Source organism: Streptomyces bottropensis ATCC 25435, assembly GCF_000383595.1.
Lineage (GTDB): Bacteria > Actinomycetota > Actinomycetes > Streptomycetales > Streptomycetaceae > Streptomyces > Streptomyces bottropensis.
Window position 1 is genome coordinate 7,656,212 of sequence record NZ_KB911581.1, and the last position, 16,005, is coordinate 7,672,216.

A 16,005-nucleotide genomic window follows, 5' to 3' on the forward strand; every position below is an offset into this window, starting at 1 on the left:
GGACGATGTGATGACACCCCCCACTCACCTCTCCGTCCCATCCGGACCGCCCCGCTCGGAGGACCTCCCCATGCGCTCGCACCTGCTCAATGACACGACCGCGGAGCGGTACCGCCGCACCGTGACCGAAGGCGTGGAGCGGGTGGCGGCCAGAATCGCCACCACCGACCGACCGTTCACCGGTGTCACCGTCGACGCCCTCTCCCCCGCCATCGAGAGGATCGACCTCGACAAGCCGCTGCACGACACGGCCGCCGTCCTCGACGAGCTGGAGGACGTCTATCTGCGCGACGCGGTCTACTTCCACCACCCGCGCTACCTGGCCCACCTCAACTGCCCGGTCGTCATCCCGGCCGTGCTCGGCGAGGCCGTCCTCTCGGCCGTCAACTCCTCCCTGGACACCTGGGACCAGTCGGCCGGCGGCACCCTGATCGAGCGCCGCCTGATCGACTGGACCAACGAGCGCATCGGGTTCGGGCCCGCCGCCGACGGCGTGTTCACCTCCGGCGGCTCACAGTCCAACCTCCAGGCCCTGCTCCTCGCCCGGGAGGAGGCCAAGACCGACAGCGCCGCCGAACTGCGGATCTTCGCCTCCGAGGTCAGCCACTTCAGCGTGAAGAAGTCCGCGAAACTGCTCGGCCTCGGCCCGGACGCCGTCGTGTCCGTGCCCGTGGACGGCAACCAGCGCATGCAGACGGTCGCCCTCGCCCGTGAGCTGGAGCGCTGCCGGAACGACGGCCTCGTCCCCATGGCCGTCGTCGCCACCTCCGGCACCACCGACTTCGGCTCCATCGACCCGCTGCCCGAGATAGCCGAGCTGTGCGCCCAGTACGACACCTGGATGCACGTCGACGCCGCCTACGGCTGCGGCCTGCTCGTCTCCCGCAGGCGCCGCGACCTGCTGAACGGCATCGAGCGCGCCGACTCCGTCACCGTGGACTACCACAAGTCCTTCTTCCAGCCGGTGAGTTCGTCCGCCGTGCTGGTCCGCGACGCGGCCACGCTGCGCCACGCGACCTATCACGCGGAGTACCTCAACCCCCGCCGCATGGTCACCGAGCGCATCCCCAACCAGGTCGACAAGTCCTTGCAGACCACCCGCCGCTTCGACGCGCTCAAGCTGTGGATGACGCTGCGCACGATGGGCGCCGACGGCATCGGACAGCTCTTCGACGAGGTCTGCGACCTGGCCTGGGAGGGCTGGCGGCTGCTCGCCGCCGACCCGCGCTACGACGTGGTCGTCGAGCCGCAGCTGTCCACGCTGGTCTACCGCTACATCCCCGAGGCCGTCACCGACCCGGCCGAGATCGACCGCGCCAACCTGTACGCCCGCAAGGCCCTGTTCGCCTCCGGCGACGCCGTGGTCGCGGGCACCAAGGTGGGCGGCCGCCACTACCTGAAGTTCACCCTGCTCAACCCCGAGACCACGGTCGGCGACATCGCCGCCGTACTCGATCTGATCGCCGGCCATGCCGAGCAGTACCTGGGAGAATCCCTTGACCGCGTCGCTTCCTGAACCCGCCGAATCCGCCGTGCGCGTCCACGACTTCATCGGCATCGGACTGGGACCCTTCAACCTCGGCCTCGCCTGCCTCACCGAGCCCATCGCCGAACTCGACGGTGTCTTCCTGGAGTCGAAGCCGACCTTCGAGTGGCACTCGGGGATGTTCCTCGACGGCGCCCACCTCCAGACCCCGTTCATGTCGGACCTGGTCACCCTCGCCGACCCGACCTCCCCGTACTCCTTCCTGAACTACCTCAAGGACTCGGGCCGGCTGTACTCGTTCTACATCCGCGAGAACTTCTACCCGCTGCGGGTCGAGTACGACGACTACTGCCGCTGGGCCGCGAACCGGCTGAGCAACGTCCGCTTCGGCACCACGGTGACGGAGGTGACGTACGAGGACGAGGACGAGGTCTATGCCGTACGGACGGCCGACGGCGATGTCCTGCGCGCCCGGCACCTCGTCCTCGGCACGGGCACTCCCCCGTACGTCCCGGAGGCGGTCCAGGGCCTGGACGGCGACTGGATCCACAACTCCCGCTACATGCGGCACAAGCGGGAGCTGCAGAGCAAGGAGTCCATCACCCTCGTCGGCTCGGGGCAGTCGGCCGCCGAGATCTACCTCGACCTGCTCAGCGAGATCGACGTCCACGGCTACCGGCTGAACTGGGTGACACGCTCCCCGCGCTTCTTCCCGCTGGAGTACACCAAACTCACGCTGGAGATGACCTCCCCGGAGTACATCGACTACTTCCGCGAGCTGCCGGAGCCGACCCGCTACCGCCTGACCCAGGAGCAGAAGGGCCTCTTCAAGGGCATCGACGGAGACCTCATCAACGAGATCTTCGACCTGCTCTACCGGAAGAGCCTCGGCGGCCCGCTCCCCACCCGGCTGCTCACCAACTCCTCGCTGAACAGCGTGCGTCACGAGAACGGCACGTACACCCTCGGCCTGCGCCAGGAGGAGCAGGAGAAGGACTACGAGATCGACTCGCAGGGCCTGATCCTCGCCACCGGCTACCGGTACGCCGAGCCGGAGTTCCTCAAGCCCGTCCGCGACCGCCTGCGCTACGACTCCCGGGGCAACTTCGACGTCGCCCGCAACTACGCCATCGACACCACCGGCCGGGGCGTCTTCCTGCAGAACGCGGCCGTCCACGCCCACAGCATCACCTCACCCGACCTGGGCATGGGCCCGTACCGGAACTCGTACATCATCCGCGAGCTGCTCGGCCGCGAGTACTACCCGGTGGAGAAGTCCATCGCCTTCCAGGAGTTCGCCGTATGAGCGGCCCGCACGGCACGTCCTTCACCTTCCGCCCGCTCGACCCGCCGCACGACGCCGAGCTGCTGCACCGCTGGGTGACGCACCCCAAGGCGGCGTACTGGATGATGCAGGACGCCCGGTTGGAGGACGTCGAGCGCACCTACCTGGAGGTCGCGGCCGACCCGCACCAGCAGGCCCTGCTGGGGCTGCTGGACGGCGAGCCCGTGTTCCTCATGGAGCGGTACGACCCCGCCCACCGCGAACTGGTCGGCCTGTACGAGCCCGAGCCGGGTGACGTCGGCATGCACTTCCTGGTGCCGCCGACGGACACGCCGGTGCACGGCTTCACCAGGGCCGTGATCACCGCCGTGATGGCGCACCTCTTCGCGGACCCGGTCACCCGCCGGGTCGTCGTCGAGCCGGACGTGTCCAACAAGGCCGTGCACGCCCTCAACGAAGTCGTCGGTTTCGTCCCCGACCGCGAGATCGACAAGCCGGAGAAGCGCGCACTGCTGAGCTTCTGCACGCGAGAGCAGTTCTTTCGCAGCCAGAGCCTGGCTGCCCGAGGAGTCGCCGTATGACCCTGTCCGATGCCGTGGCGCATCTGTCCCCCCACCGCTGGGCACGGGCCAACCGCCTGCTGATCCGCAAGGCCCTCGCGGAGTTCGCCCACGAGCGGCTCATCACGCCGGAGGCCACCGCCGACGGCCGCTTCGAGGTCCGCGGCGACGACGGTACGACCCGCTACGGGTTCACCGCCGTCCGGCGCGCCCTCGACCACTGGCAGATCGACGCCGACTCGATCACCCGTCACCGGGACGGCGTCGACCTCCCTCTGGCCGCGCTGGACTTCTTCGTCGAGCTGAAGCGGTCCCTCGGCCTGAGCGACGAGATCCTCCCGGTCTACCTGGAGGAGATCTCCTCCACCCTGGCCGGCACCTGCTACAAGCTGACCAAACCGCAGACACCGGTCGCCGAGCTGGTCGACGCCGGCTTCCAGGCAGTCGAGACCGGGATGACCGAGGGCCACCCCTGCTTCGTCGCCAACAACGGCCGCCTCGGCTTCGGTGTCCACGAGTACCTGTCGTACGCCCCCGAGACGGCGAGCCCGGTCCGCCTGGTCTGGCTGGCCGCGCACCGCTCACGGGCGGCGTTCACGGCGGGCGTGGGCATCGAGTACGAGACGTTCCTGCGGGACGAGCTGGGCGCGGAGACGGTCGCCCGCTTCCACGCCGTCCTCACCGGCCTCGGGCTGGACCCCGCCGACTACCTCTTCATCCCGGTCCACCCCTGGCAGTGGTGGAACAAGCTCACCGTCACCTTCGCCGCCGAGGTCGCGCAGCGGAACCTGGTGTGTCTGGGCGAGGGCGACGACGAATACCTCGCCCAGCAGTCGATCCGGACCTTCTTCAACACGTCCGCCCCCGAGAAGCACTACGTCAAGACCGCCCTCTCCGTCCTCAACATGGGCTTCATGCGCGGCCTCTCGGCGGCGTACATGGAGGCGACCCCGGCCATCAACGACTGGCTCGCCGCGCTCATCGACAACGACCCGGTCCTGAAGTCGACGGGCCTGTCGATCATCCGCGAGCGGGCCGCCGTCGGCTACCGGCACCTGGAGTACGAGGCCGCCACCGACAAGTACTCCCCGTACCGCAAGATGCTGGCCGCGCTGTGGCGCGAGAGCCCGGTCGGCTCGCTCCGGGAGGGCGAGTCCCTGGCGACGATGGCCTCCCTGGTCCACGTCGACCACGAGGGCAACGGTTTCGCGGCGGCCCTGATCGCCCGCTCGGGCCTGCCGCCGACGGAGTGGCTGCGCCGCTACCTGCGGGCCTACTTCACCCCGCTCCTGCACAGCTTCTACGCCTACGACCTCGTCTTCATGCCGCACGGCGAGAACGTGATCCTGGTCCTGAAGGACGGCGTGGTCGAGCGGGCGATCTACAAGGACATCGCCGAGGAGATCGCGGTCATGGACCCGGACGCGGTGCTCCCGCCGGCGGTCGAACGCCTGCGCGTGGACGTCCCCGAGGACATGAAGCTCCTCTCGATCTTCACGGACGTCTTCGACTGCTTCTTCCGCTTCCTCGCGGCGAACCTCGCGGAGGAAGGGGTGCTGGGCGAGGAGGAGTTCTGGCGCACGGTCGCCGAGTGCGTCCGTGACTACCAGCACGCGATGCCCGCACTCGCCGACAAGTTCGCCCAGTACGACATGTTCGCCCCCGAGTTCGCGCTGTCCTGCCTCAACCGCCTGCAACTGCGCGACAACAGGCAGATGGTCGACCTGGCCGACCCCGCGGGCGCACTCCAACTGATCGGCACCCTGAAGAACCCCCTCGCGGACCTCTAGCCCCCGGCCCGGCCCCCCGAACAGACGGGCACCTCGCAGTACGGTCCTGCGAGGTGCCCGTCGCGTCTTCCCCGGTCCGCTGTCGGGTGCCGCTCCGGTGGGGCTTCCCGCGCGACGAGCCCCCACCGGGCCCGCACCCGCCGACGCACCGAACCGACCGCCCCCTACCGCGCCACCGCCGGGGGCCACGGCACCCCCGGCGCCCGGAAGTACCCCACCCCCAGCGCCTCCCACCGAGCAGCCTGCGCGGCAAGCCGCACCCGGTACCCGCCCCACCCATGTGTGGACACCGGCGACCACCCCAACTCCGCGACCCCCGGCAACCGCGGAAACACCATGTACTCCACGTCCTCCGAGGAGTCGATCGTCTCCGTCCACAGCGGCGCCTCGACCCCCCGCACCGCGGCCCCCGGCACCCCCGCCAGGTACGCCCCCGGATCCCAGTCGTACGCCCGCCGCACATCCACGTACCCGGCCCAGTCGAGCCCTATCGGCGTGTCCTTGTCGTACTTCATGTCGAGGTAGATCCGGTCGGCCGGCGACAGAACGATCCCCGTCCCGTTCCGCGCGGCGGCAGCCACCTGCTCCTTCTCCTCCGCCTCCGTACCGTCCAGCCCCCAGTACTGCGCGAGAGCGCCCCGTACCGGAGTGGCCCCGGTCAGCTGGTGCCACCCGATGACCGTCTTCCCGTACTTCTCGACCACCGGCTGCACCCGGTCCATGAACGTCGCGTAGTCCTCGTGGCTGGTGGAGTGCGCCTCGTCACCGCCGATGTGCAGGTACCGCCCCGGAGTGAGCGCGGCCAGCTCCCGTACGACGTCCTCCACGAAGTCGTACGTCACGTCCTTGTCGACGCACAGGGAGCTGAAGCCGACCTCGGTGCCGGTGTAGAGCGGCGGCGCGATCCCGTCGCAGTTCAGCTCGGCGTAGGACGCGAGGGCCGCGTTCGTGTGGCCGGGCAGGTCGATCTCGGGGACGACCTCCAGATGGCGCGAGGCCGCGTACCGGACGATCTCCCGGTAGTCGGCCTTCGTGTAGTACCCGCCCGGACCGCCGCCGACCTGCGTGGAGCCGCCGTACGAGGCCAGACGCGGCCAGGAGTCGACGGCGATGCGCCAGCCCTGGTCGTCGGAGAGGTGCAGGTGCAGCTTGTTGAACTTGTAGAGCGCCAGCTGGTCGATGTAGCGCTTGACCTGGTCCACGCCGAAGAAGTGGCGGGAGACGTCCAGCATCGCGCCGCGCCAGCCGTAGCGCGGGAGGTCCCTGACGGTGCCGCCCGCGACCAGCCAGGGGCCCGGTTGCACGGAGTCCTTCTCGACGGCGGCGGGCAGCAGCTGACGCAGGGTCTGCACGGCGTGGAAGAGACCGGCGGGCGCGCGGGCGGTGAGGGTCACCCCGGAGGGGTGGCTCTCCAGGCGGTAGCCCTCCTGGCCGAGACTCGTCTCCTCGGCGGCCAACCGCAGGCGGATTCCGGCCTCCTGGCGGTCCGTCACCGGCAGCCGGTATCCCGTCGAGGGCCGCAGGATGCCCGCGAGGTACTCCCCGACCCGGCGGGCCTCGGGCCCGCCGTCCACGACGATGCGCGCGGCGCTCGTCAGCCGGTACGGCGATCCGTCGGGCCGGACCGAGGCGGGGGCCGGGATCACCTGCCCGAGCGGGATCGTGACGGCGGCGGCTTGCGTGTTCTCGGACACGGGTGCGGCTCCCACGGCGAACATCCCGGTCGCCACCAGCAGCAGCGAGCCGAGCAGGCGGGTCGATCTGTGGCGCGGATTCACGGCGTGCTCCCTCCACCCATCGAACTGTGCGCTCCCCACCCTCGCCCCTGCACCCCCTCCAGGTCTAGACCACATCGCCCCGCAGCCGGTGGAACAATCCTGCGCATGGCGGAAATCATCCAGCGGGACGGCACGTGGACCTTCGACGGCGACACCCTGCGACTGACCCCGGGCCGCGACAAGAGCGTGAGCCTGCTCCGCAAGACCCTGGGTGAACTCACCGTTCCGCTGGGCGCGTTGGCGGGCATCTCCTTCGAGCAGGGAAGGAAGTCGGGGCGGCTGAGGCTGCGCCTGCGCGACGGCTCCGACCCCCTCCTGCAGGCCACCGGCGGCCGGCTCACCGACTCCGACGACCCGTACCAGCTGAGCGTCGACCCCGACCGGTACGGCGTCGCCGAGTACGTCGTGGACGAGGTCCGTAACGCGCTGCTCCTGGACGAGGTGCCGGGCGACGCGGTGGACACCTATCTGCTCGCCGGGCCGGCCGTCCCGCTCTCCGTCTCCGCCGGGGACGGCACGGCGAGCTTCGACGGCGACCACGTACGCCTGGAGTGGAACTGGAAGACCGAGGACGCGAAGGCCGCGTCCGGGCCTCGGACGCTGCCGCTGGCCGACATAGCCGGCGTCGCGTGGCACCCCTCGGTCGGCCTGGAGAACGGCAGCCTGCGCTTCACCGTGCGGAACTCGCCGACCAAGGCCCCGCCCAAGTACGACCCCCACTCCGTGGAGCTGTGGGGCTTCAAGAAGGACCCGCTGATGGCCCTGGTCGCGGCGGCCGTCCAGGCACGGCTCCCGCACCCTGCGGCCCCGGCGCCGAAACAGCTCGCCCCGTCCCCGTCGCCCCAGGACCGGCCCGCCCCCGAGGTGGACCACGACGCCCTGCTGCGCCGGCTGCGCGAACTGGGCGACCTCCATCGGTCCGGGGTGCTCACGGACGAGGAGTTCACGAGGGCCAAACAGGCGGTCCTCAAGCGCATCTGACGCGCGGAAGGGCCGTCTGCCCGGTGCCCGGCCGTGCGTGCGCCCGCCTTCCGGGCGCACCCCGGCACTACTTGGCCCTGCGCGCCACCGTGAAGTGGTCGACCCGTGCCCCCGTCTCCGCGATCCCCCGCACGGTCAGCGTGGCCCAGTGCCCCTTCGGCGCGGGCTTCACGTCCACCCGCAGGAAGGAGTAGTCGAGGTACCGCACCCGCGACCAGGTGACGGTCTCGTTCTGCTTGCCCGCCTTGGTGTTGATGGAGGAGGGGACGGACTCGACCTCGTTCTCGTGGCCCTCGTACGACAGCGGGGCGGTGAAGGAGTAGAGGCTGCGGCCGGCCGCGCCCGCCGTCACGTAGACCACGCCCTCGGTCTCCGGGTATGCCGTGCCGCCGATCGGGAGCTTCTTGGTGACCGCGCCCGACTTGATGACGTCGGTGCGCTCGTACTGGTGGTTGTGGCCGTTGATGACGAGGTCCACGGAGTACTTCTCGAACAGCGGCACCCACTCCTGGCGCACACCGCCCTCGGAGGCGTGCGCGGTGGAGGTGCAGTAGGCGCAGTGGTGGAAGAAGACCACGACGAAGTCGATGTCCTTGCCGGCGCGGAACTTCTTGAGCTGCGCCTCCAGCCACGTGGTCTGGGTGCCGCCGGAGATGCCGAGGTTGGCCGGGATCTCGAAGGAGATGTCGTTGGCGTCGAGCGAGACGACGGCCGTGTTGCCGTAGACGAAGGAGTAGACGCCCGGCAGGTTCTTGGGGTCGGGGCCGTTGTCGGGGAGGTTCCAGCGGGCCTCTTCGCCGCCGTACCCGCTTGGCGAGTACCAGGCCTCCATGTCGTGGTTGCCGTAGGCGGGCATCCACGGGACGGACTTGGCGACGGACTCGGTCTGGGCGAGGAACTGGTCCCACACGCGGGAGTCGAAGCCCGTGTCGGCGGTCTTGCCCTGGCCGGCCGGGTCGGCGTAGGCGATGTCGCCGGCGTGCAGGTGGAAGGCCGGGTTCTGGCCGAGGAGGAGGCTGTTGTTGGCGAGGCCGTGGTAGCCGACGCCCTCGTCGCCGAAGGCCGTGAAGGTGAAGGGCTCCTTGCCGGCGGGGGCGGTGGTGAAGGTGCCGATGGTGCCCGCGAACCGCGGCGAGGCCGGGTCGAAGCCGTCGTGGCCGACACCGTAGAAGTAGGTCCTGCCGGGCTTGAGGTGGGTCAGCTCGGCGTGCACGTAGTACTGGGTGTGGTCACCGCTCGCGCCGACGCCGGCCGGCGTGTGGAGGGTGCGGACCTCGGCGTCGATCTTGACCGAGAGGTGCGAGGCGTGGGTGCCGACCCGGACGAAGGGCTTCTTCACCGGGAGCGGGACCTGCCAGGAGACGGTGATCTCGGTGCGCGGGTCGTTGCCGTAGGCGAGGTGGCGGCCGAAGGGGGCGACGAAGGAGCCGTCGACGTGCTCGGCGCTCGCGGCGGCCCGGGTGGGCACCGAGGTTCGGAGTGCGGCGGGGGTGGCGGCCTGGGCCGTGGCGGGCACGAACGCGCCGCCCGCGACGGCGCCGAGGGTGACCGCGCCGCCTCTGATCATCGAGCGCCGGGAGAACTTGGAGCGCAGGTACTCGTGCTGCTCGGCCATGCTCATGCGCTCGGCCAGCTGCTCGGGTACGCCCATACGAGGTGTGTCCATGGTGTCCGAAAGTCGTCGCCTCAGGCAACGGGATGCGGGACGCCGGATGGACGGCGCACGAACAGCCACTCATGACACATTCAACGTTCCCCCAAGATGCGGTAACTGCACCCTGCCCGATATCGGGCAGGATTCTTGCGAAACGCCCGCCGTTCCCCCAGGATCTACCGAGTGCACGACGACCTCGTTGACCATTTGACGCGATCCTCGCCCCTCAACCGGGGCGAGGCGCTGCGAGTGATCCAGGACGTGCTCGCCTACTTCGACGAGACGACCGAGGCCTACGTCCGTCGCCGCCACCGCGAACTCCAGGCCCAGGGCCTGGTCAACGCGACGATCTTCGAACGGATCGAGGCGGACCTGAAGTACCGGGCGGTCGCACCGCCGGAGCTCACGCTCCGGCAGCTGCGCCGCATCGTCTACGGCTGACCGGCCGCGACCGGTCGGCCGGGGCCGACCACCTACAGCTAGGGGATACGTCTATATGTGCGGGATCGTCGGTTACATCGGCAGGCGCGATGTGGCGCCGCTGCTCCTCGAAGGCCTGCAGCGCCTGGAGTACCGGGGCTACGACTCGGCGGGCATAGTGGTCACCTCGCCCAAGACGGCCGGCCTGCGGATGGTCAAGGCCAAGGGCCGGGTCCGCGACCTGGAGGCCAAGGTCCCCGCGCGTTTCAAGGGCACCACCGGCATCGCGCACACCCGCTGGGCCACCCACGGCGCCCCGTCCGACGTCAACGCCCACCCGCACATGTCGGGCGACAACACGGTCGCCGTCGTCCACAACGGCATCATCGACAACGCCTCCGACCTGCGCAGGAAGCTCGAAGCGGACGGCGTGGAGTTCCTCTCCGAGACGGACACCGAGGTCCTGACCCACCTCATCGCCCGCTCCCAGGCCACCACCCTGGAGGAGAAGGTCCGCCAGGCGCTGCGCATCGTCGAGGGCACGTACGGCATCGCCGTCATGCACGCCGACTTCAACGACCGCATCGTCGTCGCCCGCAACGGCTCCCCGGTCGTCCTCGGCATCGGCGAGAAGGAGATGTTCGTCGCCTCGGACATAGCCGCTCTGGTCGCCCACACCCGCCAGATCGTCACCCTCGACGACGGCGAGATGGCCACGCTCAAGGCCGACGACTTCCGCACCTACACCACGGAGGGCACCCGCACCACGGCCGAGCCCACCACCGTGGAGTGGGAGGCCGCCTCGTACGACATGGGCGGCCACGACACGTACATGCACAAGGAGATCCACGAGCAGGCCGACGCCGTGGACCGGGTGCTGCGCGGCCGGATCGACGACCGTTTCTCCACCGTGCACCTCGGCGGCCTCAACCTGGACGCCCGCGAGGCGCGCCAGATCCGCCGGGTGAAGATCCTCGGCTGCGGCACCTCGTACCACGCGGGCATGATCGGCGCCCAGATGATCGAGGAGCTGGCGCGCATCCCCGCGGACGCCGAGCCGGCGTCGGAGTTCCGCTACCGCAACGCGGTCGTCGACCCGGACACCCTCTACATCGCCGTCTCCCAGTCCGGCGAGACGTACGACGTGCTGGCGGCCGTCCAGGAGCTGAAGCGCAAGGGCGCGCGGGTCCTCGGCGTGGTGAACGTCGTCGGTTCGGCGATCGCCCGCGAGGCGGACGGCGGCATCTACGTGCACGCGGGCCCCGAGGTCTGCGTGGTCTCCACCAAGTGCTTCACCAACACCACCGTCGCGTTCGCCCTGTTGGCGCTGCACCTGGGCCGCACCCGCGACCTCTCCGTCCGCGACGGCAAGCGGATCATCGCGGGCCTGCGCAAGCTCCCCGCCCAGATCGCCGAGATGCTGGAGCAGGAGGAGGAGATCAAGAAGCTGGCCGAGAGTTACGCCGAGGCCCGCTCGATGCTCTTCATCGGCCGCGTCCGGGGCTACCCGGTGGCCCGTGAGGCCTCCCTGAAGCTCAAGGAGGTCTCGTACATCCACGCCGAGGCCTACCCCGCCTCCGAGCTGAAGCACGGCCCCCTGGCCCTCATCGAGCCCGCCCTGCCCACGGTCGCGATCGTCCCGAACGACGACCTGCTGGAGAAGAACCGCGCCGCCCTGGAGGAGATCAAGGCCCGCAGCGGCAAGATCCTCGCCGTCGCCCACCAGGAGCAGGAGAAGGCCGACCAGACGATCGTCGTGCCGAAGAACGAGGACGAGCTGGACCCGATCCTCATGGGCATCCCCCTGCAACTCCTCGCGTACCACACGGCGTTGGCCCTGGGCCGTGACATCGACAAGCCGCGCAACCTGGCGAAGTCGGTGACCGTGGAGTAGGTCCCCCGCGCGACACACGACAACGGACCCCCACGTGATGCCCCATCACGTGGGGGTCCGTTCACGACGCGCCGGGGTCGCCCAACATCCCGACGCCGCTGCCAACTACCCGTGGCCGTCACGCCACTTTGTCAGGCATCACGCGGGTTATGCCCTTCACAAGGGCACAAACACCTCTACGCGCCAGTAGACTTACGCGCTTCGGGAAGCGGGCGGAAGGACGACGGACGGACGGATCAACGGAAGGAACGACGGACGAACGACGGACGCAACGTCACGGAATGACGATGACCGGCCGCTGCGCCCGCTTGGCGAGCCGCCCCGCGACGGATCCGAAGATCCGCCCGACGATCCCGTGCGTGGACCCGACGACGATCGCGTCGGCCTCGTACTCCCGCCCGACCTCTTCGAGTTCGTGGCAGATGTCGCCGCCACGCTCGACGAGGATCCAGGGCACCTCGGCGAGATAGTCGGCGCAGGCGAGTTCCAGGCCGAGGACCTCGGTCCGGTGGTCGGGGACGTCCACGAACACGGGCGGCTCGCAGCCGGCCCACACGGTCGTGGGCAGCCGGTTGGCGACATGCACGATGATCAGGCCCGAGCCGGAACGGCGGGCCATGCCGATGGCGTACGCGAGGGCGCGCTCACTGGACGTCGAACCGTCGAAGCCGACGACGACGCCGTGCTTGAAGGCGGGATCACAGGAGGGACGCGGCTCTTCCGCCGCAAGGGGTTCGGCCGCCGTGTGATCGGCGACGGGCCGCCGCTCGCGGTCCGCGGATTCGAAGAATTCTTGACCGGCCATGGGTGTCTCGGCGTTCGGATCCTCGTGTGGGACGACGTGGATGGGATGTCAGTGTGCGGCGGAGCGGTGTCCGGGAATCATCTTCCCCACCCCATACCCCCAAGGGTACGACCGCACGCCTCCTCCGCCCAGATCCCGCACCGGCTGCGCGGGGTTCCAGGGAGCATGCACGAGCACCACCCCGTAACGCAATGGTTGCTGCCACGTACAGCCGGTTCACGCGGTCCGCCGGGTCGCGGTGCCCGGCGCGGGTGAGTGAACCCGGGCCCCGCGGCAACCCGATCAAGCGGTACCAGTGACCGACAGGTCGAACACGCGTTGAACCCCGGTAAGCCGATCGCACGGGAGCCAGGAGGGAGCCCGCAGTGTCCGCGCACCGCACCGCGCCCCAGTCCGCCCCCGAGACCGACACCGGCGAGATCCCCCCGCAGCCGCCGCGCGCCCCCGAACGCGCTCCCGAACGCGCTCCCCAGCCCGCACCCCATCTCGCCGACCCCGCCACGGACGTGGTCCGCTGGGCGGCGTTCAGCTGCGTCCTCGTGCCGGTCGTCCTCGTCTGGTACGGCACCTCCCTCGCCGGCGCGACGGGCGCGGCCCTGGGCCTGGCCGCGGTCACCGGCGTCTGCCGCGTCCTCCTGCGCCAGTCCGAACGCGGCGCGGCCCGCGCGGCCCACGCCACCACGGCCCGCCCGCCGGCGCCCCGCACGACACCCGCCCGTGCGACGTCCGCCCGTTCGGTGGCCGAAGATCGCGCCCCTCGGCGCGGCCGGCACGGACGCCCCGCCTCCGGGGCGCACAGGGGCGGACGGAATTCGGGTCCGAGTACGCCGGTCGACTGACCGGTTTCCGCGCACACCCCGGTATCTTTTCAGCCAACTTCGGTTACCTGCGTGTTCCTTGGTCGAACACCCCCCCACCCCCCGTTCGACCTGCGCCGAAAGGGGTCCGGAGGCCTCGCGCACCCTACGTGGACCGGCCACGGGGACGAGGCCCACTTCCCTGCACGGCCCACGAGTGCAACGCTTCGTGATCGAATGCTTTACGCCAAGTTGCCATGTCGACAATGTGCCGGTTGGCGATCTGGTCACGCCGGCACCACGGGACACAGTAGATTCGATCATGACTGTCTTACGGCGGGGGACTCGTGCAGGACCAAGGGGAAACGTGCAGGAGCGACACAACCGAGGAGCCGCGACCACCGAGGGGGGCTTAGCAGTATGAGCCACGACTCCACCGCCGCGCCGGAAGCCGCGGCCCGGAAGCTGTCCGGGCGACGCCGCAAGGAGATCGTCGCGGTGCTGCTGTTCAGCGGCGGCCCCATCTTCGAGAGTTCCATACCACTGTCGGTGTTCGGGATCGACCGCCAGGACGCCGGCGTACCGCGCTATCGGCTGCTGGTCTGCGCGGGCGAGGAAGGCCCGCTGCGGACCACGGGGGGCCTGGAACTCACCGCACCGAACGGCCTTGAGGCGATCTCGCGTGCGGGCACGGTGGTCGTGCCCGCATGGCGTTCGATCACCTCACCGCCGCCGGAGGAAGCGCTCGACGCACTGCGCCGAGCGCACGAAGAGGGAGCCCGCATCGTCGGGCTGTGCACCGGCGCATTCGTGCTGGCCGCCGCCGGTCTGCTGGACGGCAGGCCCGCGACGACGCACTGGATGTACGCGCCGACGCTGGCCAAGCGCTATCCGTCCGTCCACGTCGACCCACGAGAACTCTTCGTGGACGACGGTGACGTACTGACATCGGCCGGCACCGCGGCCGGAATCGATCTCTGTCTGCACATCGTGCGGACCGACCACGGGAACGAGGCGGCGGGCGCGCTGGCCCGCCGGCTCGTCGTCCCGCCCCGTCGATCGGGCGGCCAGGAGCGCTATCTCGACCGGTCTTTACCGGAGGAGATCGGCGCCGACCCGCTGGCCGAGGTCGTCGCCTGGGCGCTGGAACACCTCCACGAGCAGTTCGACGTGGAGACGCTCGCGGCGCGGGCGTACATGAGCCGTCGTACGTTCGACCGCCGGTTCCGCTCGCTCACCGGGAGCGCTCCCCTGCAGTGGCTGATCACTCAGCGCGTACTGCAGGCGCAGCGTCTGCTGGAGACGTCGGACTACTCGGTGGACGAGGTCGCGGGCCGCTGCGGCTTCCGTTCCCCGGTGGCGCTGCGCGGGCACTTCCGGCGGCAGCTGGGTTCGTCCCCGGCGGCGTACCGGGCGGCCTACCGCGCCCGTCGCCCCCAGGGCGAGAAGCACAGCGACCACCATGACGGTCCGCACGGCGTGCCGGGGCCCTCGGTATCGCCGGAGCACGCTCCGGTGCCGCTCCAGGCCCGGCGCACGGCCGCGGCGAGCGCCCTGGCGCCGTCGGCGTCCTTGTCCACGGAGGGCGCCAAGCCGGAGCTGTACGCGACGGGCCGCCTGCCGGGCCAGCGCAGCGCCCCGTAGCACCGATCGGCCCGTACGGCCCGGTCCCGCACCTGATCACCCCGGTGCAGGACCGGGCCGTACGGCTGTCACGGGCCGTAAGGTGAGACACATGAACGATCGCATGGTGTGGATCGACTGCGAGATGACCGGCCTCTCGCTGTCCGACGACGCGCTCATCGAGGTGGCCGCCCTCGTCACCGACTCCGAGCTGAACGTGCTCGGCGACGGTGTCGACATCGTCATCCGCCCGCCGGACCCGGCGCTGGAGACGATGCCGGAGGTGGTGCGCGAGATGCACACCGCATCCGGCCTGCTCGACGCCCTGGCCGGCGGCACGACACTGGCCGACGCCGAGGCGCAGGTCCTCGCGTACGTGCGCGAGCACGTGAAGGAACCGCGCAAGGCCCCCCTGTGCGGCAACACGGTGGGCACGGACCGCGGCTTCCTCCTGCGGGACATGCCGACGCTGGAGAGCCACCTCCACTACCGCATCGTGGACGTCTCCTCGATCAAGGAGCTGGCCCGCCGCTGGTATCCGCGGGCGTACTTCAACAGCCCCCAGAAGAACGGCAACCACCGGGCCCTCGCCGACATCCGCGAGTCCATCGCCGAGCTGCGCTACTACCGCGAGGCGATCTTCGTCCCGCAGCCCGGCCCCGACTCGGACACGGCCCGGACGATCGCCGCGAAGCACGTCCTGCCCGCGCTGTAACCCCGTCCACCGGGCCCCTCCGGGCCCCCGAACGCCCCCCACCGAAACGTGTGCGCGGGCACCCCTTCGGACCCTGTACACTTTTTCTCGGCCGGTCGGTGAAACCTTCGGATGAACCGCCGGTCATGGTGGGTGTAGCTCAGCTGGTAGAGCACCTGGTTGTGGTCCAGGATGCCGCGGGTTCGAGTCCCGTCACTCACCCTGAAGAACGAGCCCC

13 protein-coding genes and 1 tRNA gene are annotated in these 16,005 nt (G+C 70.1%); 11 read left to right on the forward strand and 3 right to left on the reverse strand.

From position 1 onward, the window contains the following. The first annotated feature begins 70 nt into the window (after positions 1-70). The 4 genes from desA to STRBO_RS0133920 are packed head-to-tail and all read left to right on the forward strand — an operon-like array spanning position 71 to position 5,121. Complete coding sequence (gene desA / locus STRBO_RS0133905) at positions 71-1,516, forward strand: lysine decarboxylase DesA (protein WP_005486495.1); 1,446 nt, start codon at positions 71-73, stop codon at positions 1,514-1,516. Further along, positions 1,470-2,792 (forward strand): lysine N(6)-hydroxylase/L-ornithine N(5)-oxygenase family protein, encoded by a 1,323-nt coding sequence (locus STRBO_RS0133910; RefSeq protein WP_425336028.1) that lies wholly within the window; start codon positions 1,470-1,472, stop codon positions 2,790-2,792. The genes desA and STRBO_RS0133910 overlap by 47 nt, the downstream gene beginning before the upstream one ends. Further along, entirely contained in the window at positions 2,789-3,352 is a 564-nt protein-coding gene (locus STRBO_RS0133915; protein WP_005486499.1) for a GNAT family N-acetyltransferase, read from the forward strand. Before STRBO_RS0133910 ends, STRBO_RS0133915 begins: the two co-directional genes overlap by 4 nt. After that, positions 3,349-5,121 carry an IucA/IucC family protein gene (locus tag STRBO_RS0133920; protein WP_005486500.1) on the forward strand — a complete coding sequence of 591 codons (1,773 nt, stop codon included), beginning with the start codon at positions 3,349-3,351 and terminating at the stop codon, positions 5,119-5,121. Before STRBO_RS0133915 ends, STRBO_RS0133920 begins: the two co-directional genes overlap by 4 nt. 164 nt (positions 5,122-5,285) lie before the next feature. On the opposite strand, the gene STRBO_RS0133925 is transcribed toward STRBO_RS0133920, so the two are convergent. Next, positions 5,286-6,899, reverse strand: coding sequence for a beta-N-acetylhexosaminidase (locus tag STRBO_RS0133925; RefSeq protein WP_005486502.1), 1,614 nt, complete (start codon positions 6,897-6,899; stop codon positions 5,286-5,288). Between the two features lie 105 nt (positions 6,900-7,004). On the opposite strand from STRBO_RS0133925, the gene STRBO_RS0133930 reads away from it, so the two are divergent. Further along, positions 7,005-7,880 (forward strand): DUF4429 domain-containing protein, encoded by an 876-nt coding sequence (locus tag STRBO_RS0133930; protein ID WP_005486503.1) that lies wholly within the window; start codon positions 7,005-7,007, stop codon positions 7,878-7,880. A 67-nt stretch (positions 7,881-7,947) separates the two neighbouring features. Here STRBO_RS0133930 and STRBO_RS0133935 read toward each other — a convergent pair whose 3' ends face one another. Next, the gene (locus tag STRBO_RS0133935; protein WP_020115510.1) at positions 7,948-9,531 is read right to left on the reverse strand and encodes a purple acid phosphatase family protein; all 1,584 of its coding nucleotides are present in this window, start codon (positions 9,529-9,531) and stop codon (positions 7,948-7,950) included. A 186-nt stretch (positions 9,532-9,717) separates the two neighbouring features. Here STRBO_RS0133935 and STRBO_RS0133940 point away from each other — a divergent pair, with 186 nt between their 5' ends. Together STRBO_RS0133940 and glmS are read left to right on the forward strand one after the other, a co-directional pair. Then, complete coding sequence (locus tag STRBO_RS0133940) at positions 9,718-9,975, forward strand: hypothetical protein (protein ID WP_005486507.1); 258 nt, start codon at positions 9,718-9,720, stop codon at positions 9,973-9,975. A gap of 55 nt (positions 9,976-10,030) precedes the next feature. Beyond that, on the forward strand, positions 10,031-11,848 hold the full coding sequence (gene glmS / locus STRBO_RS0133945) for a glutamine--fructose-6-phosphate transaminase (isomerizing) (protein WP_005486509.1): 1,818 nt from the start codon (positions 10,031-10,033) through the stop codon (positions 11,846-11,848). 274 nt (positions 11,849-12,122) lie between these two features. Here the strand turns inward: glmS and STRBO_RS0133950 are convergent, their stop codons facing one another. After that, a complete protein-coding gene (locus STRBO_RS0133950; RefSeq protein WP_005486511.1) occupies positions 12,123-12,653 on the reverse strand; it encodes a universal stress protein in 531 nt (176 codons plus the stop codon). A gap of 365 nt (positions 12,654-13,018) precedes the next feature. On the opposite strand from STRBO_RS0133950, the gene STRBO_RS0133955 reads away from it, so the two are divergent. The 4 genes from STRBO_RS0133955 (at position 13,019) to STRBO_RS0133970 (ending at position 15,989) form a co-directional block, all read left to right on the forward strand. Then, a complete protein-coding gene (locus STRBO_RS0133955; protein WP_005486513.1) occupies positions 13,019-13,492 on the forward strand; it encodes a hypothetical protein in 474 nt (157 codons plus the stop codon). Between the two features lie 378 nt (positions 13,493-13,870). Then, on the forward strand, positions 13,871-15,094 hold the full coding sequence (locus STRBO_RS0133960) for a helix-turn-helix domain-containing protein (protein WP_005486515.1): 1,224 nt from the start codon (positions 13,871-13,873) through the stop codon (positions 15,092-15,094). A 91-nt stretch (positions 15,095-15,185) separates the two neighbouring features. Further along, positions 15,186-15,788: an oligoribonuclease gene (gene orn / locus STRBO_RS0133965; RefSeq protein WP_005486517.1), complete on the forward strand. Its 603-nt coding sequence runs from the start codon at positions 15,186-15,188 to the stop codon at positions 15,786-15,788. A 128-nt stretch (positions 15,789-15,916) separates the two neighbouring features. Beyond that, positions 15,917-15,989: transfer RNA gene (locus tag STRBO_RS0133970), tRNA-His, on the forward strand. Positions 15,990-16,005: the final 16 nt, after the last annotated feature.